This is a genomic window from Mycobacterium sp. SMC-17, from assembly GCF_045310915.1.
GTDB lineage: Bacteria > Actinomycetota > Actinomycetes > Mycobacteriales > Mycobacteriaceae > Mycobacterium.
Genome location: NZ_JBJIAK010000058.1, coordinates 1 through 23,696, shown reverse-complemented (window position 1 = coordinate 23,696; position 23,696 = coordinate 1). Strand labels below are relative to the sequence as shown.

21 protein-coding genes are annotated in these 23,696 nt (G+C 67.2%); 13 read left to right on the top strand and 8 right to left on the bottom strand.

Annotation, left to right across the window (positions count from 1 at the left end; translation table 11 throughout):
• Positions 1 to 67 precede the first annotated feature (67 nt).
• On the top strand, positions 68 to 922 hold the full coding sequence (locus tag ACJH7A_RS26235; RefSeq protein WP_212814287.1) for an FHA domain-containing protein: 855 nt from the start codon (positions 68 to 70) through the stop codon (positions 920 to 922).
• Here the strand turns inward: ACJH7A_RS26235 and ACJH7A_RS26230 are convergent.
• Positions 916 to 4,020, bottom strand: a complete 3,105-nt coding sequence (locus ACJH7A_RS26230; protein ID WP_212814285.1) for an FAD-dependent oxidoreductase — start codon at positions 4,018 to 4,020, stop codon at positions 916 to 918. The genes ACJH7A_RS26235 and ACJH7A_RS26230 overlap by 7 nt on opposite strands.
• 123 nt (positions 4,021 to 4,143) lie before the next feature.
• On the bottom strand, positions 4,144 to 6,075 hold the full coding sequence (locus ACJH7A_RS26225) for a serine/threonine-protein kinase (RefSeq protein ID WP_212814283.1): 1,932 nt from the start codon (positions 6,073 to 6,075) through the stop codon (positions 4,144 to 4,146).
• A gap of 105 nt (positions 6,076 to 6,180) precedes the next feature.
• Between ACJH7A_RS26225 and ACJH7A_RS26220 the strand changes: the two genes are divergently transcribed.
• Positions 6,181 to 7,548 carry an FAD-binding oxidoreductase gene (locus ACJH7A_RS26220; protein ID WP_212814281.1) on the top strand — a complete coding sequence of 456 codons (1,368 nt, stop codon included), beginning with the start codon at positions 6,181 to 6,183 and terminating at the stop codon, positions 7,546 to 7,548.
• On the opposite strand, the gene ACJH7A_RS26215 is transcribed toward ACJH7A_RS26220, so the two are convergent.
• Positions 7,523 to 7,798 (bottom strand): hypothetical protein, encoded by a 276-nt coding sequence (locus ACJH7A_RS26215; protein WP_212814279.1) that lies wholly within the window; start codon positions 7,796 to 7,798, stop codon positions 7,523 to 7,525. The two genes, ACJH7A_RS26220 and ACJH7A_RS26215, sit on opposite strands and share 26 nt — an antisense overlap.
• Before the next feature lie 142 nt (positions 7,799 to 7,940).
• Between ACJH7A_RS26215 and ACJH7A_RS26210 the strand changes: the two genes are divergently transcribed.
• Genes ACJH7A_RS26210 through ACJH7A_RS26200 form a run of 3 tightly spaced genes read left to right on the top strand, consistent with a single transcriptional unit; the run spans position 7,941 to position 10,873 of the window.
• Complete coding sequence (locus ACJH7A_RS26210) at positions 7,941 to 8,381, top strand: three-helix bundle dimerization domain-containing protein (protein WP_212814277.1); 441 nt, start codon at positions 7,941 to 7,943, stop codon at positions 8,379 to 8,381.
• A gap of 45 nt (positions 8,382 to 8,426) precedes the next feature.
• Positions 8,427 to 9,581, top strand: coding sequence for an acyl-CoA dehydrogenase family protein (locus tag ACJH7A_RS26205; RefSeq protein ID WP_212814275.1), 1,155 nt, complete (start codon positions 8,427 to 8,429; stop codon positions 9,579 to 9,581).
• Positions 9,581 to 10,873 (top strand): ClC family H(+)/Cl(-) exchange transporter, encoded by a 1,293-nt coding sequence (locus ACJH7A_RS26200; RefSeq protein WP_212814273.1) that lies wholly within the window; start codon positions 9,581 to 9,583, stop codon positions 10,871 to 10,873. Before ACJH7A_RS26205 ends, ACJH7A_RS26200 begins: the two co-directional genes overlap by 1 nt.
• A 1-nt stretch (position 10,874) precedes the next feature.
• Here ACJH7A_RS26200 and ACJH7A_RS26195 read toward each other — a convergent pair whose 3' ends face one another.
• Entirely contained in the window at positions 10,875 to 11,888 is a 1,014-nt protein-coding gene (locus ACJH7A_RS26195) for an NAD-dependent epimerase/dehydratase family protein (RefSeq protein WP_212814271.1), read from the bottom strand.
• A gap of 270 nt (positions 11,889 to 12,158) precedes the next feature.
• Positions 12,159 to 13,073 carry an acetoacetate decarboxylase gene (locus tag ACJH7A_RS26190; protein WP_212814269.1) on the bottom strand — a complete coding sequence of 305 codons (915 nt, stop codon included), beginning with the start codon at positions 13,071 to 13,073 and terminating at the stop codon, positions 12,159 to 12,161.
• Positions 13,074 to 13,265: 192 nt separating this feature from the next.
• Here ACJH7A_RS26190 and ACJH7A_RS26185 point away from each other — a divergent pair, with 192 nt between their 5' ends.
• From ACJH7A_RS26185 to ACJH7A_RS26175, 3 genes are read left to right on the top strand one after another with little or no spacing between them, the layout of a single operon-like run.
• Positions 13,266 to 14,231 (top strand): alpha/beta hydrolase, encoded by a 966-nt coding sequence (locus ACJH7A_RS26185; RefSeq protein WP_212814267.1) that lies wholly within the window; start codon positions 13,266 to 13,268, stop codon positions 14,229 to 14,231.
• Positions 14,228 to 15,802, top strand: a complete 1,575-nt coding sequence (locus ACJH7A_RS26180; RefSeq protein WP_212814265.1) for a succinic semialdehyde dehydrogenase — start codon at positions 14,228 to 14,230, stop codon at positions 15,800 to 15,802. Before ACJH7A_RS26185 ends, ACJH7A_RS26180 begins: the two co-directional genes overlap by 4 nt.
• Positions 15,799 to 16,236 carry a nitroreductase family deazaflavin-dependent oxidoreductase gene (locus tag ACJH7A_RS26175; protein WP_212814263.1) on the top strand — a complete coding sequence of 146 codons (438 nt, stop codon included), beginning with the start codon at positions 15,799 to 15,801 and terminating at the stop codon, positions 16,234 to 16,236. Before ACJH7A_RS26180 ends, ACJH7A_RS26175 begins: the two co-directional genes overlap by 4 nt.
• Before the next feature lie 126 nt (positions 16,237 to 16,362).
• On the opposite strand, the gene ACJH7A_RS26170 is transcribed toward ACJH7A_RS26175, so the two are convergent.
• Positions 16,363 to 17,055: a type 1 glutamine amidotransferase domain-containing protein gene (locus tag ACJH7A_RS26170; RefSeq protein ID WP_212814261.1), complete on the bottom strand. Its 693-nt coding sequence runs from the start codon at positions 17,053 to 17,055 to the stop codon at positions 16,363 to 16,365.
• A 153-nt stretch (positions 17,056 to 17,208) separates the two neighbouring features.
• On the opposite strand from ACJH7A_RS26170, the gene ACJH7A_RS26165 reads away from it, so the two are divergent.
• From ACJH7A_RS26165 to ACJH7A_RS26155, 3 genes are read left to right on the top strand one after another with little or no spacing between them, the layout of a single operon-like run.
• Positions 17,209 to 18,234 carry an AraC family transcriptional regulator gene (locus tag ACJH7A_RS26165; RefSeq protein ID WP_244872883.1) on the top strand — a complete coding sequence of 342 codons (1,026 nt, stop codon included), beginning with the start codon at positions 17,209 to 17,211 and terminating at the stop codon, positions 18,232 to 18,234.
• Positions 18,231 to 19,286, top strand: coding sequence for an AraC family transcriptional regulator (locus ACJH7A_RS26160; protein ID WP_212814259.1), 1,056 nt, complete (start codon positions 18,231 to 18,233; stop codon positions 19,284 to 19,286). Before ACJH7A_RS26165 ends, ACJH7A_RS26160 begins: the two co-directional genes overlap by 4 nt.
• Before the next feature lie 60 nt (positions 19,287 to 19,346).
• On the top strand, positions 19,347 to 20,342 hold the full coding sequence (locus ACJH7A_RS26155; RefSeq protein ID WP_212814257.1) for an NAD(P)H-quinone oxidoreductase: 996 nt from the start codon (positions 19,347 to 19,349) through the stop codon (positions 20,340 to 20,342).
• Here ACJH7A_RS26155 and ACJH7A_RS26150 read toward each other — a convergent pair.
• Together ACJH7A_RS26150 and ACJH7A_RS26145 are read right to left on the bottom strand one after the other, a co-directional pair.
• A complete protein-coding gene (locus ACJH7A_RS26150; protein WP_212814255.1) occupies positions 20,339 to 20,644 on the bottom strand; it encodes a three-helix bundle dimerization domain-containing protein in 306 nt (101 codons plus the stop codon). The genes ACJH7A_RS26155 and ACJH7A_RS26150 overlap by 4 nt on opposite strands.
• Positions 20,641 to 21,552, bottom strand: coding sequence for a universal stress protein (locus ACJH7A_RS26145; RefSeq protein ID WP_244872882.1), 912 nt, complete (start codon positions 21,550 to 21,552; stop codon positions 20,641 to 20,643). Before ACJH7A_RS26145 ends, ACJH7A_RS26150 begins: the two co-directional genes overlap by 4 nt.
• Positions 21,553 to 21,758: 206 nt before the next feature.
• Here ACJH7A_RS26145 and ACJH7A_RS26140 point away from each other — a divergent pair, with 206 nt between their 5' ends.
• Positions 21,759 to 22,757, top strand: a complete 999-nt coding sequence (locus ACJH7A_RS26140; protein ID WP_212814779.1) for an Acg family FMN-binding oxidoreductase — start codon at positions 21,759 to 21,761, stop codon at positions 22,755 to 22,757.
• Between the two features lie 290 nt (positions 22,758 to 23,047).
• Positions 23,048 to 23,695 (top strand): universal stress protein, encoded by a 648-nt coding sequence (locus tag ACJH7A_RS26135; protein WP_406802958.1) that lies wholly within the window; start codon positions 23,048 to 23,050, stop codon positions 23,693 to 23,695.
• The last annotated feature ends 1 nt before the right edge of the window (position 23,696 follow it).

Sequence of the window (23,696 nt, the reverse complement as noted above, 5' to 3'; positions counted from 1 at the left end):
ACATGGCACGGGGTCGGACGCTGACTTATCATCAGCATCTGCGGCACACTACCGAGGCGGCGACAAGGTGGAACAGAAGCGGCACTACGTGGCCATCGGCCGCGGAGAAGGTCTGGTCGCCCGATTCGGTGACGTACTGGCATATATCGCCGACGGCGCCAGAGCCCGCCCACTACTGCGAGTGCTCAGCACCACCGTCCCGCCGGCGTTGCCGCAGGCGCTCGCCGCGCTCGCGTACGGTCCGGAATCCGACACGGTGCCGCACTTCGGTGCGCTGATACCGACCACCGACTGCCTGCATCTCATCGTGCGCGGCGAGGTGATCGCCGACGTCGAGGCGGGCGGCGGGCAGCGGCGCCTCGGCAGCGGCGGCCGGCCACTTGTCGACGAGCCGGTCGCACCCTGGTTCGACCGCATCACGATCTGTGGCACCACAACGACATTCATGCCCTGCGCGGACACCGATCTGATCGCCGGCGTGGTGCCCGGCGGCGGCTTCGTACTGCAGTCGAGCACGGCGCGGTCCGCCGCCCAGCAAGCACCACAGCCGGCGCCCGCGACCACGCGCGCGCGTCCCGTCACCGGCGTCCTCACTGCCGACGACGGGGCGGTGTACCCGTTGGACCGTGCGTACATCATCGGTCGCAACCCGATGATCGACCCCGCGGTGGTCAGCGGGGCGGCGTCGCCGATCAGCTTGCCCGACGACCCGCAGGTGTCGCGCGTCCACGCGTATGTCACCGTCACCGGCGGCCTGGTCCTGGTCCGCGACGCGCAGACCGTCGGCGGTACCCACATCGCGTCGCCGGGAGACCAGACCTGGACGCAGATCGGCGACCAGCCCGTCGAGTTGCTACCCGGCTGCTACCTGCGGATCGGTCAGAAGATCTTCACCTACCAGGTGCCGGCCCAGAGTCAGTAGGCGAGTTTGTCGGCGTCGGACAGGATGTCCCAGTTCCCCGTCCGCAGCGTCCCCAGTGCCACCGGACCGACACGTCGCTGCTCGCGGACCGCTTTCTGGGCGGCCGCGAGGTCGGCCGGATGGTGCCCCAGCACCGTCGCCCCGACCGCGCGGCCCTTCGACACCACCAGCCGGCGATAGGACGGCACCGCCGGCCGGTCGATGACCACCACCTCGTCACCCGGGCCAGGGTCCACCGGACCGATCGAAAACAGCTCCAGTTCAACGCCTTTGAGGATGGTCGGCGGGGTCTCGACCGGCACGGTCCGGTCGCCGCCGAGTGCGTTGACCGCCGCCGCCTCGGCCTGTTCGGTGGCCACCGGCCACAGGCCGAGCACCCGGCCGCCGTGCTCGGCCACGTCGCCCGCGGCGTAAACGCCGGGCACTCGGGTCTGCATGCGGTCGTCGACCAGTACGCCTTTGTTGACGGGAAGTCCTGCGTCCCTGGCCAATTCGATGTTTGGCCGGATACCGGTGGCGGTCAGGAACAGCTCGCACGACAGGATTCGGCCGTCCTTGAACCGCGCGCCCGTGACGGCCGGGTCGCCGCGCACCTCCGCGGTTTCCGCCTTGTGCGCGATGGTGATTCCGGCGCGGGCGAAATGCTCGGCCACCAGCTGCGAGCAGCGCGCGTCGATCTGCTTGCTCAACAGCCGGGTGCCGCGTTCGAGCACGGTCACGTGCAGCCCGAGCTGATGCAGGCAGTACGCCGCCTCGAGCCCCAGCAGCCCACCGCCGGCCACCACTGCGTGCCGGGCCCGCCGTTCCTGCACGTACGCGCGGATCCGCGTCGCGTCGGCAGCCGAGCGCAGCACGACGCTTCCCGGACGGTTCAGTCCGGGAATGTCAGGGACTGCGGCGCTGGACCCCATCGCCAGGATCAGCCGGTCATAGGGCAGCGTCTCGCCGGTGCCCAACCGCACCACCCGCGAACGCAGATGGATACCGGACGCCCACGTGTTCAACCAGGCGGTGACACCGTGGTCGTCGTACCACTGTTCGGGCAGCAGGTACAGCCCCTGCATCGCCGACCGGCCGTACACCAGGCGCGAGATGCCCATGCGGTTGTACAGACCGTGCGGTTCGGCTCCGACCAGATGGATTTCGCAGTCGGGGTGGCCGCGGCGCAGGAAGTCCGCGGCCGTCACTCCGGCGATGCCGTTGCCGATCACCACGATGCTGACGATCGACCGGTCGTAGCTGACGGGCCTACTCGCGGTGGTGTCGGCACGTTCGGGTGTCAGCGACACCGTGACGTCACCGCCTTGAATCCGGGCGCAGCACGCCATCCGGCTGGACTTGCCCAGACCCAACCGGTTCAGCGTCTTGAGCTCGTCGGCCTCTGCCGGTGACAGACAGCTCATGCCGGCGACGATCGACACGGGATCGGCGCCGCACACCCCCATGCGGCAGCCCGCCTCGATCGGCTGTCCACTGCTTTCCGCGACGTCGAGCAGACTCATGCCGATGTCGGCCCCGACGGGCTCGGCATCTGATTCGAAACGCACTCGCACCGCGGCGGTTTCGCCGCCGGCGCCGTCCACGCGCGCCGGCACCTTCGGCTGGTTCAGCAGCACCGGTTCGGCCCGCGCTCCGGTGACATAGGCGAACTGCAATTCGCTGACCCGGGTTCGGGCCAGCCACCACAGCGTCAGCAGAGCGATCGCCGAGGTGATCAGCCATCGCAACCAGGGGGCGTCGAGACCGGTGATCTGTCGTACCGAGTCGGCGATGATGGGACCGGAGAACCAGTAGTAGGCGTTGATCGCCACCGCGGCGAAGATCGCGGTCACCATGGCTTGGCTCAGCGGCGTGACGGCCTGCAGCACATAGCAAAGCCCCACGCTCACCAACACGAAAAGCGCCAGCACACCGTACTTTTCGGTCGTCGTGCCGCCCTGCTGGGCATGCACGGTGAAGAACCCGGTGATGAATCCCGGTAACGCGGCCGCGAACAGGACGCGCGGCGCACTCCAGCGTGGTTCGGGGTCGGCCATGTCGGCCTGCCAGGCGGCCCGGGGCTTGAAGTCGTAACAGTTCTTCGCGCAGCCCAGACAGGACTCACAGTGACTGTTCGGCGAGGTGACGTACGGCGTCTGCCCGTACGTGCGCTGCAGCGGCAGCAGCGGGCAGATGCTGGAACACCAGCCGCTCTTGCCTTTGAGCAGAAACCCACCGGCGAACGCCGACGCGATGATGACGGCCAGCACCACGCCCATCGCCGGTCCGCTGCGGTCCAGGCCGGCCAGCCGCGCTCCCGCGATACCGAAGAACAGGCCGGCGGCGATCAGGAAGCTGTTGCGCGTCCACCAGCCGGGCGCGGTGGCGGCCCGGCTGAATCCGGCCACCCGGGGCAGTTGATTCGACGCCGACAGTGGGCAGATGTTGCGCCACACACCTGGCGCGATGAAGAACAACGCCGGCCACAGCGGCACGATGACGCGGAAGAAGACGAACAGTCCCGCGGCCGGCCGGACGAACAGTGTCACCACCACCGCGAGATACGCCAGTACGCTGACGACCCGGATCCCGAGCCATGTCCGGCGCGAAATCTTGTGCGGCAGTTCGGTATACGACGGGAACAGGTCCCGAGTCCCGGTCGGATCGATGCCCAGGGCGCGCTCAGCGAGCCGCAGCCCCGCCGGCCGGACCGCCACCGCCGCGGCCGCCGGGACCGGGACGTCGACGAGCTTGATCACCTGCATGGTCCGCGTGGGGTCGTGGGCGGCCGCGGCGACCGGCGCCGGCTCCCCACTCGACAGCTTCGGGGCGTGGATGACGAGTATCTCGGTGCGGCCCAAGCGGATCACGTCGCCGGTCGACAGCGTGCCCCGTCCGGTCAGCAGCACCCCGTTGACGGTGCTGCCGTTACTGCTGCCGAGGTCGACGACCGACAGGGCGGTCGGGGTGGGAACCAGGCGCAGATGCCGGCGGGACACCTCACTGTCGGCGAGGTTGATGCCATCACACTCGCGGCCGAACTGCACCGGCCTGCTGAGCGTCATACGGCGGGCCGGCCGGCCCCATTCGCGGATCTCGATCACCGGCGGCTCAGCCATGGTCAGCTCCCCGAGAACTCGTCACCACGCAGCGCCCGGATGATCTGGGCGAAATCGCTGGTGGTCAGCTTAAATCGGTCGGCCTCGGTCCGCTGTCCGATCCGCGCTTTCGGGCCGGCGCTGTCAGTCTCCGGTGCGCATGAACTTGTCGGTGAAATCGCCACCCTTGCATTCGCCGCCGGTCGACGTGTTGATGCCTCGACCCTCGAGCGCCGGGATCGGATCCTGAAGATCGGTCGGCAGCGGATATTCCGCGGTGATCTTGACGTGCGTGGTCCCACCGAGCGCGCACGGGACGGTGCCCTCCTCGGTACGCGTCCACTTGCCGCCGGCGAAGATCAACGTGACCACACCGTCCATCGCGTGGAACGCACTGATACAGCGGTCCCCCGTGCGCAGGCACTGCGTACGCACCTGCAGATCCGGCGCACCGGGGGCGAAACCGCCGACCGCGTACACGATGTTCTCGTGGTAGCGGCCGTGCAATGTCGAGGCCGGCGAGGTGGTGCGTGGCGGTAGGCCGGCGGGGTCGGCGACGCTGCCCAACTCGCCGTCACCGGTGCGGGTGAACGTGACGGTCCGTTTGACGCTGCTGCACCCGTTGACGGCGTTTCGCGTGGTCTCACCTGCCAAGGTGCCGTCGGGCCTGGGCGTCAAGGTGAAGACCACCCACACCTCTGTCGGCGCCTCGTCGGGCGCGTCGGTACATTTCACGGCCCCGGTCCCGACGGCGACCCACTCACCGGATATCTGGTCGAACGTCATGTTCGACACCACGGGCACGGCGCTCTTGCCGGTGTACGACGCATTGGCTATGCACCCGTTGGCACCGCACGATGACCGCACGTCCCACTGACCAGTGATCGCCGGCCCGCCCGGGATCGCCGTGCCCTGCAGATCGGTCGCCGGACCGTATTCGGCGCGGTACCTGCCGCTGAAACCGGTGCCTGCCGCGGTGGCCGCCGGGCTCGGGGCCGCCGGTTGCGCGCTGGGACGATCGTCTCGTCCCAGCAGCTGCACTCCGGCGAACACCACACCGGCGACGACCAGTAGGGCGACCACCGCCAGGACCGCGATGAGCGCGCCGGATCGTGACGACCGCGTCGGCGGCGGGGCAAACTGGGTGGACGGGTTCTGGTACGGCGGTGCGTGTCGGGTGGGCGGCGGCACCGGCGCGGCCATGGTGGGCTGGTTGCGAAAATCGTTGGGCACCATCGTCATCGGTTGGCGCGACTGCTGTTCGAGGGCGTGCGCGAACTCACCGCAGCTGGCGAAGCGCGCTGCGGGTGTCTTCGACATGGCCCGGGCCAGTACCGGATCCAGGCCGCGGAGTTCGGGCCGATGCTCCCCCAGGGACGGCGCCGGCGCGGTGACGTGTTTGGTGATGACCACCGCCGGATTGCTGTCGGCGTACGGCGGATTCCCGGTCAGAAGCTGGAATGCCGTGCAGGCCAACGCATATTGATCGGTCCGGCCGTCCATCCCCTCGCCCCGGAGCTGCTCCGGCGCCGCGTATGCGACCGTCCCCACCGCCATGTTGGTCGCGGTGAGCCCCGCCGAGTCGTTCATCGGCCGGGCGATCCCGAAGTCGGCGAGGTAGATGCGAGATGTCTCGGCGTCCAGCAAGATGTTGGCCGGCTTCACATCCCGGTGCAGCAGGCCCCGCCGGTGCGCGTGATCGAGCGCCGACGCCACGGCCTGGATGATCGGCAGCGCCACCTCGGGCGGCATGCCGGTGGGATAGTGCTCACGCAACAGCTGCGCGGCATCGGTCCCGGCCACATAATCCATCGAAATCCAGAGCTGGCCGTCGCACTCGCCCCGGTCGTGGACGCCGAGGATGTTGGGGTGCGACAGCGTGGACACCAGGTCCGCCTCGCGCAGGAATCGCGGTCCGTAGTCGGGATCCGACGTCAGATCGGCCGACAGCACCTTCACGGCGTCCAGTCGCGGCAGCCGCGGATGCGAAGCGAGGTACACGCTGCCCATCCCGCCCGCGCCCAGTTTCCGCCGGATGGTGTAACCGGCGAAAACCTGACCCTCGGTGAGCAACACGGGCAAATCGTAGGCCCGCGGGGGTGCGGGCGCAGGCAACGTCGACAAATCCGCCCAGCGGACCAGTCCGGTCCATGACGACCGCGGTCTCGATACAGTCCGACGATGCACGCCGCCGCACTGAACCGTCTGGCCGATGCCCTGCCCGACGGCGCGCTGATCACCGATCCCGACATCATCGAGCGCTACCGCCGAGATTCGGCAGCCGACCCGAACGCCGGCACCCCCATCGCCGTGGTGCGCCCCGCCGGTACCGCTGACGTGCAGCAGGTGCTGCGGTGGGCCGCCGAACACCGCGTCGCCGTGGTACCGCGCGGCGCCGGATCGGGCCTGTCCGGCGGGGCCGACGCCGTCGACGGATCCGTGGTGCTCAGCACCGAACGGATGCGGGACATCCGGATCGATCCGGCCACCCGGACAGCCGTGGTGCAGCCGGGCCTGACCAACACCGAGGTCAAGCGCGCGGCTGCCGAACACGGTCTGTGGTATCCGCCGGACCCGTCGTCCATCGACATCTCGTCGATCGGCGGCAATGCCGCGACCAACGCGGGCGGCCTGTGCTGCGTGAAGTACGGCGTCACCGGTGATTACGTGCTCGGCATGGAGGTCGTGCTGGCCGACGGCACGGCATTGCGGCTGGGTGGTCCGTTACTGAAAGACGTTGCGGGACTGTCGTTGACGAAACTGTTCATCGGGTCCGAGGGGATTCTGGGGGTTATCACCGAGCTGACGCTGCGGTTGATCCCGGCTCAACCGCCCGCGTCGACCGTGGTGGCTTTGTTCGACTCCGTCGAGGATGCCGCCAACGCCGTGGTCGCCATCACCGGTGAAATCCGGCCGGCCATGCTGGAATTCATGGATCACGCGAGCATCAACGCCGCCGAGGACCACATGCGGATGGGCCTGGACCGGTCTGCCCGGGCGATGTTGTTGATGCAGTCCGACGCGCCGGGGGCCGCGGCGGAAGAAGTGGCGACGATCGTGCGCAACTGCGAGAAGTGCGGCGCCACCGAGGTTTTCGCCACCGATGATCCGGCCGAGGGCGCCGCGTTCACCGCCGCCCGCCGCGGCATGTTCGGCGCGGTCGAGAAGCTCGGCAGCTTATTGCTCGAGGACGTGGGCGTCCCGATACCGCAACTTCCCGCGTTGGTCACGGGGGTCGAGGACATCGCCGATACCTGCGACGTGCAGATCTACATGGTGGCGCACGCCGGCGACGGCAACACCCATCCGATCATCGTGTACGACCCCACCGACCCCGACGCCACCGACCGCGCCCAGCGCGCGTTCGCCCGCATCATGGAGCTGGCCATCGGGCTCGGCGGCACCATCACCGGCGAACATGGCGTCGGACGGCTGAAGCGGGACTGGCTACCCGCTCAGCTGGGCGACGACGCCATTGCCCTGACGCGGCGCATCAAAGACGCGCTGGATCCGCAGGGCATTCTCAACCCCGGTGCGGTGCTGCGCTAGTCACCTCGACGTGGGCCCGGACCCGTCCGGCGTCGTCGCACCAGCCCTTGCTCGCGGCGTATGCCAGCATGCCGGCCAGGTTCTGCCGCCATTGGTCGTCATCGCCCCGGCCGGCCAGGTCGGTCAGCACGTCCGGCGCGATCCAGGCGTGCTCGGGTACCTCGATGACCACCTTGAAGGCCGTGAAGTCGTCCGGTTCACGCACCTCGACGACTGGTGGGATTCCGGTGGGGTCGATGTGCAGGTACATTCGCGCTCCTTCGTTGACGGGCGCCGCCGATTGTGTGCGGGACCACCGGCCGCTGGCGGCACGTGTCCCACCCCGTGGGGCGAAAAGTCGATCTCACGTGCGCGTCGCCTGGCGGTAACCAACGATCCGTACAGTCGCTGGCATGTCCGAAGAACCCACGAGCCTCGCCGAGCAGACCTTCCGGGATCTGCTCACCGCGGCCATCACGCGGGGAGACCGGCCGCCACCCACCACGATTCTGGGCCCGACCTGCTGGATTGCGCTCGACGCGCTGGCCCGCGAGCACCCGGACGCCACGCCCGAGCGCGTCATCGCGGCGTACGACGCGTTCGCGATCGAACATCAGGGCACCGGCGGAACCGAGAACGACGTCGAGGCCGAGGTCGATCCCACCACCGCGCGGGCCACCGAATACGCCGCCATCGACGCGCTGGTGGCGCAACTGACCATCACCTACCCGAACATCGACCCCCGGACGGTGCGGGCCGTTGTCCGCCGGATACACGCCGATTTCCACGATCACGCGGTGCGGGACTTCATCCCACTCTTCGTGGAGCAGGCTGCGCACCGGAAACTCGCCTAGACCGACCTGCTTCGAGAGCGGCACCGCCCTGGCAAGGTAGTGCCCGTGTCCACTCACCTGACCGACGAAGAGGCCCTGCTCGTCGCGACCGTGCGCGCGTTCATCGACCGCGACGTCAAGCCCACGGTGCGCGATGTCGAACACGCCAACACCTACCCCGAGGCGTGGATCGAACAGATGAAGCAGATCGGCATCTACGGGCTCGCGATCCCCGACGAGTATGGCGGTTCCCCGGTGTCGATGCCGTGTTATGTCGAAGTGACGCAGGAACTCTCACGCGGATGGATGAGCCTGGCCGGCGCCATGGGCGGTCACACCGTGGTGGCCAAGCTGATCGGCCTGTTCGGCACCGACGAACAGAAGCAGACGTACCTGCCGCGCATGGCCACCGGTGAACTGCGCGCGACCATGGCGCTGACCGAACCGGGCGGCGGCTCGGATCTGCAGAACATGTCGACCACTGCCCGCCGGGACGGCACCGACCTGGTGATCAACGGATCCAAGACATGGATCAGCAACGCGCGCCGCTCGGGGCTGATCGCACTGCTGTGCAAGACCGACCCGTCCGCCGAGCCACGGCACAAAGGCATTTCGGTGGTGCTCGTCGAACACGGTCCCGGGCTGACGGTGTCACGCGATCTGCCCAAGCTGGGCTACAAGGGTGTCGAATCCTGCGAGCTGACGTTCGACGGCTACCGCACGCCCGCGTCGTCGATCCTCGGGGGCGAGCCCGGCAAGGGCTTCGGCCAGATGATGAAAGGCCTTGAGACAGGCCGGATTCAGGTGGCCTCGCGTGCGCTCGGCGTCGCGACCGCGGCGTTGGAGGACGCACTCGACTACGCGCAGGAACGCGAGAGCTTCGGGCAGCCGATCTGGAAGCACCAGTCCGTCGGCAACTACCTGGCGGACATGGCCACCAAACTCACCGCGGCGCGCCAGCTGACGCGGTATGCCGCCGAGCGCTACGACAGCGGCGAACGCTGCGACATGGAAGCCGGCATGGCCAAGCTGTTCGCATCCGAGATCGCCATGGAGATCGCGCTCAATGCCGTCCGGATCCACGGTGGCTACGGCTATTCCACCGAATACGACGTCGAACGCTACTTCCGCGACGCCCCGCTGATGATCGTCGGCGAAGGCACCAACGAAATCCAGCGCAACGTCATCGCCGCGCAGTTGGTCGCCCGCGGTGGGCTCTGATGGATAAGGGACGCGCCGGCAACGTCATCGGGTTCGTCCTCGCGGCAGCCGTCGTCGGTGCGTTGACCGGTCTGGCGGCGGGCAGCTTCCGCGTGCTGCTCGATTACGCGACACAGTGGCGCGCCTCGTTGTCGCAGTGGTCTCACGAAAGTTGGTGGGGCCCCATCGTCGTCGTCGCCATCTGTGCCGCCTGCACCGCGCTGGCCGCGTCGCTGGTCCGCCGCGTCGAACCGTTCGCCGAGGGCAGCGGTATTCCGCGCGTCGAGGCAGTGGTCGCCGGCCGCGCCGAACCGGGCCGGTTCCGAATCCTGCCGGTCAAGTACGTCGGTGGACTGCTGGCCCTCGGCTCGGGCCTCGCCCTCGGCCGCGAAGGGCCGTCGGTGCAGATGGGCGGTTCCATCGCCGTCATCGTCGCCTCGGCGACCCGCCGTCCCCAAGCGGATCTGCGCATCCTCGCCGCCGCCGGTGCGGCCGCCGGCCTGGCGACCGCGTTCAACGCGCCGATCGCCGGCGGGGTGTTCGTCCTGGAGGAGCTCGTCAAGCGCTTCGACCCGCGCACCACCGTCGCCACGCTGGTCGCCTCGGCGTCCGGGTTCATGGCGGCCTACCCATTCGTCCGCTCGGGCAGTGAATTCGAGGTGCCGGCCCTGGCCGATCCGGCGCTGGCCGACTCCGGGTGGATACTGGCCGTCGGCGTGCTCACCGGAGTCCTGGGGGTGCTCTACAACAAAGCCATCATGTTCGGCCTGCGCACCGCCGATACCAGCCGCTGGCCGGTCGAGGTCCGTGCCGCACTCATCGGCGCCGGCGTCGGTGTGCTGGTCTGGTACTCCCCCAACCTCGCAGGTGGCGGCGACCACCTCACCCAGGAAGCGCTGCTGGGCCACGGCGCCATCGGTGCCGTCACGGCGGTGCTGGTGCTGCGTTTCGTCCTGGGCGTGGTCTCGTATGCCGCGGGTACACCGGGCGGCCTGTTCGCACCGATGCTCGTCCTCGGCGCCGATGTCGGACTGATCGTCGGCCTGATCGCGACCCATGTCGCGCCACAATCGGCGCCTGCTCCGGCGGCCCTTGCCCTCATCGGCATGGCAGCGTTCTTCACCGCCACCGTCCAGGCGCCGGTGACGGGCCTCATCCTCGCCACCGAACTCACGGGCAGCGCGAACCAGCTGCCCCCGATGCTCGGTGCCTGTGCGACGGCGCTATTGGTCGCCATCGCACTCGGCTCGCGACCGATCTACGACCTGCTCACCGACCGGGCAGCCGCTGCCGCCACAGCCGCGAAAACGTAGCTCAGCGCAGATTGCCGGCGTATCTGCTTGGCAGCGCACCGATTTCGATGAGCCACAGCAGGGTGTCGCGGGCGGTTTCCTCGAACGGCCGCGCGACGACGCCGAGGTCCTCCGTGGTGGGCGACGTGTCGAAGCGGGTGTCCCGCTCGGCGAGCTCGACGGTCTCGACGTCCGCGGGGAGGTGAATGTCGTCCGGCAGCACCTTGTTGAGCAGTTCCACGAAACGGCTGAAGGGCTTGGCCACGATGGACGGCGTCGTCACGAATGGCAGCCAGCGTCCGGTGATCTTGTGCAGCGTGCCGTGCATCAGGTCCCCGGTCAGGTGATGGCCGGGCACCACATAGCGACGCGGTCCGTTGCCCCGCACCATGCATGCGGCAACGACATCGGCGACATCGCGGACGTCGACGTAGTGGGCACCGCCCCTCGGCCACACGGGAAGCCAGCCCTTCACGATCCAGGTGAACAGCTCGACCTGAGTCCCCAGATACGGATCGTGCGGTCCCAACACGCCACCGGGGTACACCGACACCACGGGAGCCCCGCCCGACTGGAATGCTCGAATCTGTACCTCTGAATCACGTTTCGACTTGGCGTACGGCAGGCCGACGTCGCCCAGCGGCAGGTCGGGTCCGCCGCCGTCGCGACACGTGAGGGCCACTGTCGACGAAATGTGCACGATGGGATCCAGGCCGCGTTCCACCGCACCGCCCACGACCAATTCCGTTGCGCGCAGGTTGGTCCGGGTGATCTCGGCGGCTCGGCGCGCGTCGAGACTGAACACGGCGGCCGCGTGGACGACGGCGTCGACACCGTCGAGTCCGGCAGCCACCACCTCGCGGTCCAGCACATCACCGACGACGATGTCGTCGACCGAAACACCCAGCGGTTCAAGTGATATCGGCACCTGCTCCGCCCGCCGAACCAGCATCCGCACATCGTGTCCGTCACGGATCAGCACGGCAACGATATGCGCTCCGACAAAGCCCGTCCCCCCGGTCACCAGAACCTTCATCGTCCGTCCTTCCCGGGGCTCGCCGGCCATTGTCGGTATGGCGCCGACCCCGCACAGGCCGCTGGGCCGCGTCGCCGCCCGCACCCTATCCCCGACCCGCGGCCATTCGCTGGAAATCCGGATCACGCTTCGGCGTCACTATCGGCACCATCGCCGGCGACGGCCGCCCTCAGCTTCTCGACCGCGTGCCGGCCGATGTCGACGGAGTTCTGGATGATGCCGGAAATCCCTTCTGCGACATCACCTCTGATAACGCGTCCAGGTACCCGCTCAGCCGAAGGCGTTCAGCGGCCGCGGCAAGTTCAGGACCAACTGCGCATCCTTGGCGATGTCCAGGCTCAGGACCCGGGACGCGCCGAGCCCGTCGAGCAGGTCGCTGAGCGGGCCGCCGTTACGGGCGATGGTCACGTCGCGAGGGAAGCTGCGCTGCGCGTACGACAGCGTGTTGGACTGCACCGACGTCTGGCGCCACTGGCCGTCGACCAGATGGATCATGGTGTTGGTACCCATGCGGGACTGCGACGGCACGTCGGTGAACTCGGGCAGCGGCGCGTGCAGCGTCACATCGGGTTTCCCTGTGGGCCCGTCGATCTCGGCGTGCACGGCGTCACTGATGTCGACGCTGATGTCGGTGCGCCACTTCGGCAGCTGGTAACCGTTGACTCCGCGAACCCGGGCGATCTCGGTGGTGACCGGTAGCGCCAGCACGTGCGCGTAGAAGTTCCTGCGCCGCAGGGCATTCAGCAGTTCGAGTTCGGGCAGCAGGCCCGACACCACGCCGTGGTCTCCGGGCTTGCGAATGACGGCGGCAACGGACACCTCATCGTAGGGATCGTTGTCGCACACCGCGTACGAGAAGAACGTCAGCGCGGCGATGCCGTAACCGGGCACGGCGCGCAATGGCTCCAGCGGGGCGGGGAGCATCGCGGCCAAACGGTCCAGCGGCGCAAGCAGATTCGCCTGAACGATGCTGGCGCGGTAGTAGAAGTTCGGCGCCCACAACGGCCCCACCCGTGAGTCGACCTGAACCTTCGGGATGCGCCGGAACCAGTCGATGTTGCCTACCGCGGGGTCTTGTGCCACCTCGTCCAGATTCGGGTTCGAGCGGTAGCGGTCGTAGTAACCGCCCTTCGGCACCTCGACGGTCTGGCCGGCGAATTCGACCTCGGTGAGTTGCGTAGCCATGGTGATGGACCTCGTCCTTCGTAGGGATTGACAGCTCAAGGCTGACAGCAGTCGGCCACGGTCCACAGGTGTCGGATGGCCAATAACTTGTGATAAGTGGCCAAACAGGTGTCACGGGCCGGCAAGTGGACAACTATCGAACAGGTCCCACCTCGTTGAGCAGTTCCACCCCGTGAGCATGAGGAGACAACCATGACCGACATCAAGCCGGTGCTCGAGCCCGAGGCGCTCGCCTTCTGCCAGGCCACCGACACACCGCCATTCCTCTACCAGCTGCCGCCGGCCGAAGGCCGCAAGACGGTCGACGAGGTGCAGTCCGGCGCAGTCCAGATGCCCGACGTCGACGACGAGTGGATCACCGTCGAGGGTGGACCCACGGGCTCGGTGCAGGTCCGCATCGTCAAGCCCGCCGGGACCACCGGCCCCCTGCCGGTGATCTTCTACATCCATGGCGCGGGCTGGGTATTCGGCAACGCCCACACGCACGACCGCCTGGTCCGGGAACTGGCCGTCGGCGCCGACGCCGCCGTGGTGTTCCCCGAGTACGACCTGTCCCCCGAGGCCAAGTATCCGACCGCCATCGAGCAGAACTACGCCGCCGCACAATGGGTCTTCGCCCACGGCGCCGAAAAAGGTTTGGATTCTTCGCGATTCGCGGTGTCCGGCGATTCGGTGGGTGGCGACATGGCCGCCGTGCTCACGCTCATGGCCAAGGACCGGGGCGACGTGACGATCTGCCACCAGGTGCTGCTCTACCCCGTCACCGCGGCGGACTTCGACACGCCGTCGTATCACCAGTTCGCCGAACACTACTTCCTGAGCCGCGAGGGCATGAAGTGGTTCTGGGATCAGTACACCGAGAACGACGCGCAACGCGATGAGATCTACGCGTCACCGTTGCGTGCCACCGTCGAGCAGCTCGAAGGCCTACCACCGGCTCTGGTGATCACCGCCGAGGCCGACGTCCTGCGCGACGGCGGCGAGGCCTACGCCGCGAAACTGCGCGAGGCCGGTGTGCCTGTCGTGCAGGTGCGGTTCGGCGGCATCATCCACGACTTCATGATGCTCAACGCGCTCCGTTCAACCCACGCGGCCACTGCCGCAATCAAACTCGCGCAGGACACGCTGCGCACCGCACTGCAGGAGAAGACACCATGACGACATTCGCGTCTCCGCCCGTGGCCGGCCCCCGCGCCGCGCTGCTGCGGAACCTGGCCGGCCGGGTACAGGCAATCGACCCCGGCTCCCGTCTCGAAGTCCTCAACTCGATGACCGGTCAGATACTCGCGGATGTCCCGCGGTGCACGCCTGCCGACGTCGCGGCGGCTGCCGAACGGGCCCGCGCGGTCCAGCCCGCATGGGCCGCAACGCCCGTCGAGGACCGCGCGGCCATGCTGCTGCGCTTCCACGATCTGGTGCTGGACCGTCAGGACGAAGTGCTCGACCTCATTCAGCTCGAGAACGGCAAGGCACGGCGCCACGCCTTCGAAGAGATCATCGACGTCGCCATGGTGTCGCGTTATTACGCCAACACCGCTGCCGACTACCTCAAACCGAAGCGGCGGCAGGGCGCGCAGTTGGCCCTCACCCAGGTGTGGGAACTGCACCATCCGAAAGGCCTGGTCGGCGTCATCTCGCCGTGGAACTATCCGCTGACGCTGGGCATCAGCGACGCCCTGCCCGCGATCGTCGCGGGGAACGCGGTGCTCACCAAACCGGACCAGCAGACGCCGTTCGCCACGCTCTGGGCGGTGCGGCTGCTCGAAGAGGCCGGTATGCCACAGGGTTTGGTGCAGGTGGTGACGGGCTCGGGTGCCGAGTTGGGCACGTCGATCATCGAACAGTCCGACTTTCTGATGTTCACCGGCTCGACCGCGGTCGGCCGCACGGTCGCCGCGCAGGCAGGCGAGCGGCTGATCGACTGTTCGATGGAACTGGGTGGCAAGAACGCGCTGCTGATCCTCGACGACGCCGACGTGGACAAGGCCGTCGACGGCGCGATCCGGGCCTGCTTCTCGAACACCGGTCAGTTGTGCATCTCGATCGAACGCATCTATGTGCCGGCGGCGTTGTGGGACAGCTTCACCACCCGGTTTGCCGCCGCCACCAAGAAGATGAAACTTTCCGGCGCCCTGGACTATTCAGCCGACATGGGCTCGCTGATCTCCGAGAAGCAGCTGACGACGGTGACCCGTCACGTCGCTGACGCGGTGGACAACGGCGCGGTCGTCCTCGCCGGCGGCCGCGCCCGTCCCGACCTCGGGCCGTACTTCTACGAACCGACCATCCTGACCGGCGTACATGACGGCATGATGGTGTACGCCGACGAGACCTTCGGACCGCTGGTGTCTCTCTACCGGGTAGAGAGCGAGGCCGAGGCCATCGACAAGGCCAACGACAGCCCGTACGGCCTGAACTTCAGTGTGTGGACGTCGAATCCGAAACGCGGGCGGGCCGTGGCCGCCAAACTGCAGGCGGGCACCGTCAATGTCAACGACGCCTACGCCGCCGCGTGGGCATCGGTCGACGCACCGATGGGCGGCATGAAGGCCTCCGGCATGGGCCGCCGCCACGGCGAGCACGGCATCCTCAAATACACCGAGTCCCAGACGATCGCCGTCGAGCGGCTGTTGCCCGTCGGTGCACCGGCCTGGCTCGGCGCGGGTACCTACGCCCGTGTCATGACACAAGGCATCCGCCTGCTGCGCCGGCTCCCGGGCGTCAAATGAACAGCAACACGTTGAGTGACGCCGGTGCCAAGCTCATGAACCGCGCACACCGGCTGATCCTGACCCTCAGCGGAAACAGGCTGTTGGCCAAGCCCTTCGGCATGGCGCTGGTGGAGCTGCATACGACAGGTCGCAAATCCGGGCTGCCGCGGTCCTGCTATCTGACGTCGCCCGTGCACAATTCGCGTCAGGTCGTGCTCGTCGCCTCCAAGGGCGGCGACGACCGCAACCCGGACTGGTACCGCAACCTCCAGGCCAACCCCGAGTGCGAGATCGTGATGGACGGACAGCGCCGGCAGATGTCTGCGCGCACCGCAACAGCCGCAGAAAAGGCCGAGCTGTGGCCGAAGATCGTATCCGCCTACCGGGGCTACGCCGACTACCAACGACGGACCAGCCGGGACATACCGGTCGTGATCTGCGAGCCGAGATGACCAACCAGATCATCGTTTTCGGCGCGACCGGGTATCTGGCCGCGACTGTGCGATCAGCGCCTCTCAACCATGGATCTGACGATCTGTGCGCACCCTCGACCCGAATCTGCCCGGCTCGGAGGGAAACTAGCCGCGCCCGAGGACTTCGACGACCTTCTTGGCCGTGGCTTTCGCGGAGCCGGGGTTCTGCCCGGTGACGAGGCGACCGTCGGCAACGACGTACGAAGCAAAGGGAATGAGCCCCTTTTCGTAGAGTGCGCCGCGCTTCTTCATTTCTTCTTCGACGTTGTAGGGCACCAGCTTGTCGACGCGGGCCACGACTTCCTCGGTCCAGGAGAAGCCGGTGAGTTTGCGGCCCGCCACGAGCAGCGAGCCGTCCGAAAGCGTGGTGTTCAGCAGCCCGGCGTAGCCGTGGCAGACAGAGGACACGACTCCCCCGCGTTCGAAGATTTCCCGCGAGATACGTTGCAGTCCTTCACTGTCCGGGAAGTCGAACATCACCGCGTGGCCGCCGGTGAAGTAGATGGCGTCGAAATCCGCCGAGTCGATGTCCGCCGGCGCGGCGGTGTCGGCCAGCAGCGCCATCTTGGCGGCCTCGGCTTTCCAGGCTTTGGCGCTCTTGTCGAAGTTGGGGAACTTCAGCGACCGCGGCTCCAGCGGCGAGAGCCCACCCTGGGGGCTGACGATGGTCTGCTCGTAGCCGGCCTCGGCGAAGACGTGGTAGGCATGCGTCAGCTCCGACAACCACAGGCCGGTCGGCTCGGACGGGTCCTCGTAGTGCGAGACGTTGGTGACGACGTTCAGGATGCGCTTGGTCATAGGGCAAGAATTCCGCAGGCGGGAATGCGGCGCTACGAGTTGGCCACTTCTCACAACTTGTTGGCCATTCATCACCTATTGCGTGAGACGGCTCGGCCCCTAGGCTCGGTACCGCAGGGTGACAGAAACCGGATTCGGCCGAATGAGGAGCATGTGAGTACGCACGATGTTCTCCGCTCACCGGCGGGGGTGGCTCTGCTCGTCGATCTCGCGACCGAACACGGAATGCCCGCCACCGCGTCACTGCATGGCACGTCGCTGACCCGCTCCGCCCTCGATGACCTGGACGCCGAAGTGCATCTGCGCGACGAGATCCAGATCATCACCAATATGCTTGCTGCCCTTGATGTCCCCGGCCTCGGCATCGAAGCCGGGCTGCGCTGCCATGCGGCCTCGCCCGGAATCTGGGGCCTGGCGTTGATGAGCTCGCGCACGTTGGGCGAGGCGATGCAGGTGGGCGTATCGCTGGCTGCGCTCAGTTTCTGTCTGTGCCGGCTCACGGTGTCGCCCGACATGACGGACGGCTACGGCCGGCTGATCCTCGACCCGTCCCACCTGCCGTCCGACCTGCGTCAGTTCGCCGTCGAGCGCGACAGCACCGGTATCCAGACGCTGCAGCGTGACCTGCTCATGTCATCGGACGCCCAGCTGCAGGTCGCGTACACCACCGAGCGGCCCGCGGATGACATCGTGCGGAAGTACGTCGACATCTTCGGCGTCGAGCCCGACTTCGGCGCACCGCAGAACTGCCTCATCGTGAGCCTCGACGCGTTGAACAAACCACTGCCCCAGGCGAACCAGTACGCGCGCTCGATGGCCGAGAAGCAAGCCGTCGAACTGCTGCGACAGCGGTCTGCACGTGCCGGTGTCGCGGGCCTCCTGCGCGACATGATGCTGTCGAGTCCGGCGCCCGTGCTGACACTCGACGAGGCCGCGCGGCAGCTGACTGTCAGCGCGCGCACGCTACGCCGGCACCTCGCTCAGGAGGGGGTGTCGCTGCGCGATCTGCAGGAGGAAACCCGTGAGGCACTCGCCGAGGAACTGGTCGCGAGCGGGATGCCGGTTGCCGAAATAGCCGACCGCCTCGGTTATTCGCAGACCTCCAGCTTCACGCAGGCGTTCCGCCGGTGGAAGGGCGTCGGGCCCCGCGAGTACCGCGAGCGATTGCGCGACCGATGACGACGCTTGACCTGCACTCCAAGCGGTCTGCCGCGAGCTTGACGGTGATGCTCGACTGGGCCGCCGACTTCGGCTTGACCGCGCAGCAATGCCTCGCCGGCACCAGGATCCCGGCCGCGGCGATTCGCGTTCCCGATGCCGAGGTCACCGCGCAGCAGGAGCTCAGGGCCATCACCAATATCGTTGCCGCGTTGGGTGATCAGCCCGGCCTCGGCCTGCAGGCGGCGGCCCGGTACCCGGTCACGGCGTTCGGGCTGTGGGGATTCGCCATCCTGACCAGCCCGACCTTGGGCGAGGCGATCGATGTCGCTGTGCGATTCGTCCAATTAAGTTACGCCTTCTGCACTTTCGAGACCCGCCGACACGGTGACGATCTGACGATCGTCATCGACGCCCGCGCCGTGCCGGCACCGATCCGCAGGTTCGTCCTGGAGCGCGACGCAGCGGCCATCCCCAACCTGTACCGGGAAATTCTGGGCGCCACCCCGCCGCCGAGCCGCATCAGCTTCGCCCTCCCCGATCCGGGGCCGGCCGTGACGTTCTATGAAGACATGTTCGGCTCCACGCCGGAATTCGATGACACCGAAACATCGGTCACCATCGAGTCCGGCCTGCTGAATATTCCTCTGCCGCAAGCCAGTAGCCACACCTCCAAGCTCACCGAGCAGCAGTGCCGGATGCTGCTCGAACAGCGGGAAGCCCGTACCGGCCGGGCCGGCCTGGTCCGTGACCTGCTGCTGGCCGACCCCGCCAACCCGCCGAGCCTGCCCCAGGTGGCGGACCGACTCTCGTGCAGTACCCGAACGCTGCGCCGCCAATTGGAGGCCGAGGGCACGTCGTTCCGGAAACTGCTCGACGAAGTGCGCCACCACCTCGGGACGGAGCTGTTGCAGAGCGGCATGACGGTCGAGCAGGTGTCCAACCGGCTGGGCTACACCGATGTCAGCAACTTCTCCCACGCCTTCCACCGCTGGAACGGCTCCAGCCCACGGGCTTACCTGGCACGCCGGAAGACCTACCCGAACAGACCCACGAGAAGTAGCGGGCGATGACCCCGACCACAGTCCGTCAATCACAACCAACCCAATTCCCCATCCCCGGAGGCAAATAACATGTACGCGACAACTCTCAACGGCCACGGTGAGCCCGAGGTGATGGAGTGGGCCAAGGTCGACGACCTTCCCGCGCCCGGGCCCGGCCAGGTCGCCATCGATGTGGTGGCGGCGGGCGTCAACCGCGCCGACGTCATGCAGCGCATGGGCTTCTACCCGCCACCACCGGGCGCCAGCGACATCCCGGGCCTCGAGGTTTCCGGCTACATCGCCGAAGTCGGTGCCGGAGTGCAGGATTGGGCACCCGGTGATGCGGTGTGTGCCCTGCTGGCCGCCGGCGGGTACGCCGAACGCGTCAACGTCGCCGCCAGTCATGTGCTGCCCGTGCCGCAGGGCGTGAGCGTCATCGCCGCCGCGGCGCTGCCGGAAACGGCGGCCACCGTGTGGTCGAACGTCGTCATGACCGGTGGCCTGCAGAGCGGGCAGACGCTGCTGATTCACGGCGGCGGCAGCGGAATCGGCACGCACGCAATACAAGTGGGGCGCGCACTCGGGGCCAACGTGGCGGTGACGGCCGGCACACAATTCAAGCTGGACGCCTGCCGCGAACTCGGCGCGCAGACGTTGATCAACTATCGCGACCAGGACTTCCCGGCGGTGGTCAACGCCGAATACTCTGGCGCCGACGTCATTCTCGACATCATGGGCGGCAGTTACCTCGGCAAGAACGTCGACGCCCTCGCCGAGAACGGCCACCTGACCATCATCGGCTTACAGGGTGGCGCCGTCGCCGAACTGAATCTCGGCACGCTCCTGTTCAAACGAGGATCGGTACATGTGACGAACCTGCGGCGCCGGCCGGAGGAAGGCCCCGGCTCCAAAGCCGAGATCATCAGCGCCCTGCGGCAGCATCTGTGGCCACTGATCGACGCCGGAGCGGTGGTGCCTGTCGTCGCGGCGGAGGTGCCGATCACCGACGCCCCTGAGGCGCACCGGCTGCTCGACTCCGACAAGACCGTCGGAAAGGTGCTGCTGACCGTCCGGGATGCCGACTAGCAGCCCAAATCACTGCCACGCCGAATGCGGTCGGCGACGATCCGCTCGACCAACAGTGGGACGAACGCTTGAATTCGGGCATCCGCGAACTGCATCGCAGTCTCCCGGCACCAGCCCGCGATCTCCGCATCCCGCGCGGTATCGTGGCGCCCCTCGCGAAGAGCGAGTTTCGCCGCAACGTGGGCAATCCAGTCCGTACGGGCGGTGTCACGGGACTGCCGCGTCCTGAATTCGGTCGCCACCGACCCTTGTCTGGTTGCCGATTGGGTGCACCGGATCGGCTGATGCAGCACCTGGGTCATGACTGCCCTACCGTCAGCAGCTCGGTCGAACTCTGGTGGCAAGCTGTTCCATTGCCACGTGATGGGCGGTAGGCCGGCCGGACGAACAACAGTGTGCAGTCCGAACCTTTCAAGGTCTCGCGCATTTCGTCGCCGGTCAGTTCCGCAACCAAGTCCCGGTCGTCTCCCCGCACGATGACAAGCTGGTCGATGCATGCACTCTGCCGAAGCAAGTTGCTCAGATGCCCCGGCATCGCCAGGGTGACCGACTCGAGGTAACTGTTGTCCGCGGCTCTCAAATACCGCTCCAGAGCGGCGTGCACCGGATTGCTGACATCGACCGGCTCACCCGAATGCGACCAGGGCTCCAGCATCAGAATCGGCGCATCACGCCATGCCGAATCAGACTCAGCAGCCTTCAATACTGCTGCAGCAGAGGCTGATTCGTCCAGGACAGCCACGATCCACTTGCGATGGTCGAACTCGCGATGTTTCCGCCGGATGATCGCGACTGAGCCTGGCGCGCTCCGGGCCACCTCAACAGCCGTCGATCCGCGCGGAGCATCAGGCGTGTCATGTGTTCCGCGGTCGCCGACGCACACCACAGCCGCCTGGCGGGACTCATCGGCAAGGCATTCAGCCGGGGTGCCCGAGAGAATCTCTGATTCGAGCTTCACGTCGACGCGTGTAGCGGTCACGGCTTTCCACGCCTTGTGCAACGCGTGCTGAGCGCGGTCGATGCTCTCCTGGTGGTCGGCATGATCCGAGTCGATGACGTAGACCAGCCGCAACGTGGTGTCCCGGCTCGCCGCCTCGAGTGCGGCCCAGCGCGCAGCGCGCACCGCATGTTTGGAACCGTCGATGCCGACGACGACCGGATTGACCGGGGCTTGGATGTTCATCAAAAGTCCTTGTGCCGTAGTGGTCATGCAGCTCTCCGATGCCATCTGACCGCACTGCTCGAACACGGCATAGTGTCGAAGGTCCTCGCGAGATCCGAAAAGTGCTCTGTCGACACCCGATGACGTGCTTGACCGCCAACGGCCGAGGTAATGATGACTTCCGACCCTGTGCGAAGCGTCCGAACCGTCGCAGGCTTCTAGGTGCACCTCGCTGTTGTCGAGAAGGACGCCGCATGACGAAAGCCACTATTTCCCTCGCGGAAATCGAAGATGCGGTACTTCTGGCCTGCAGAGCGCCGTCGATCCACAACAGCCAGCCGTGGTATTGGGTGCTCGAATCCGCCACGCTGAAGCTGTATCTCGACGCCGGCTGGCTGGTCACCACCGACGGTTCAGGCCGCCAGGCACTGTTGAGCTGCGGCGCGGCCTTGGACCATCTCCGCGTGGCGATGGCCGCAACTGGCTGGACCACAAAGGTAGAGCGCTTTCCCGACCCCGAGAACCACCGGCACCTCGCCGACATCCGCTTCCAGTCGGCCGCCGGCGTCACACCGGCACAGCGGCGGGCAGCAGACGCGATATTGTGCCGGCGATCCGATCGACTTCCGTTCGGCGCAGTGACAGACCGGCCCGCGTTGGTCGAAATGCTGCGGCTGGCAACGGTGAATCACCCGGCCCAGGTTGACGTCCTGACCGCCCGACAACGCACCGAAGTAGCCCAGGCCTCACATCTAACCGATGCGCTACGGATGTACGACGCCGCGTATCACGCCGAATTGGACTGGTGGACTTCGTCTTTTGAGAGTACAACCGGTATTCCACACAGTGCGTTGTTGTCGGCTGCAGAAGGTTTTTGGGTTGACATCGGACGCTCGTTCCCGGTTTCCCATGTCCGCGAGCGTCGCCAACATGCCGGCGATGACCAGGCCACCGTGGTGGTCATCTCCGCACTCGGCGATACGCGCGAGGACATCTTGGCGTGCGGCGAGACGTTGTCGGTAGTGCTGCTGGAAGCCACCGTCGCGGGCCTAGCCAGTTGCACGCTCACCCACCTGACGGAGCACCCGGCCACCTGCGACATCATCAGCGCGCTCACCGGCCATCCCCTGCCCCAGGTGTTGGTCCGCATCGGCACCGCCCCAGCCCTGGAGGACGTCCCGCCACCGACACCGCGACGCCAGCTGGCGGACGTTTTCCGCTTCCGGCCACATGGCTCTGATGACCGGAATTGATGGCGGAGCGCTGGATGTGCGCCTGGCGGCCGCCCACTTGCGATACCGCCGGCCCGCTACGCACAGTGCAGCCGCAAGCGCTACACCCGTTGCCAGTTGCTTCTTCATATCGTCGACGATGGCAAGTCACCAGCCCGCTCACTAGGGCACATGGGCCCACGGTCAGGCAACTAGGGACCAATGCCCCTGCCGCGGACACGGTCATCGCACCTACCGTCGACGAATAGTCAGCTGGGTGAAGTCAGGAGAGTGCGAAGATGTACAAGTCAGCTTCACCGTCATCGGCCGTCGTGGTCGGCATCGACGGCTCGCGGTGGTCGGTTGACGCTGCCTTGTGGGCGGTCGATGAAGCCGTCAGTCGCGACGTACCCCTGCGCCTGCTCTACGTCGTCGAGCCACGCGGCCATGGTGCCGTCGATCCCCAGCAGGAACCTCAAGATCTGGCGTGCGCCGACGTCTCCGTGCGGCGCGCGCTGGTCGCGGTCGAGTCCACAGAGCAGCCGGTCAAAGTGGAATGGGAAGTACTGCAGGGGCATCCCTCCCGGGTCCTGCTGGACGCCAGCCGATCTGCCGACCTGCTGTGTCTGGGCTCGCTCGGCATCGCGCATGCCACGGGGCACCGACTCGGTTCGACCGCGGCCACATTGGCGACTTCCGCGCCGTGTCCGGTGGCAATCGTCCGCAGCGGCAATCACCACGGGGTGATGCAGCCCAGGCACGTCGTGGTCGAAGTCGATGAAAGTCCGGACAGCGCCGTCGTTCTCGAGGCCGGAATCAGCGAAGCCCGGCTACGCGGAGTGCCCCTGACGGTGCTCGCAACGCGGCCGACCTCGCCTGCGGACGGACGGGACAAAGTGCAGGATGATGATAGCGTCCCGGGGAGTGGTGGACTTCGGATCTGGCGTGGTTCACGCGTTGTGATCAACGAGTCATGGTGAA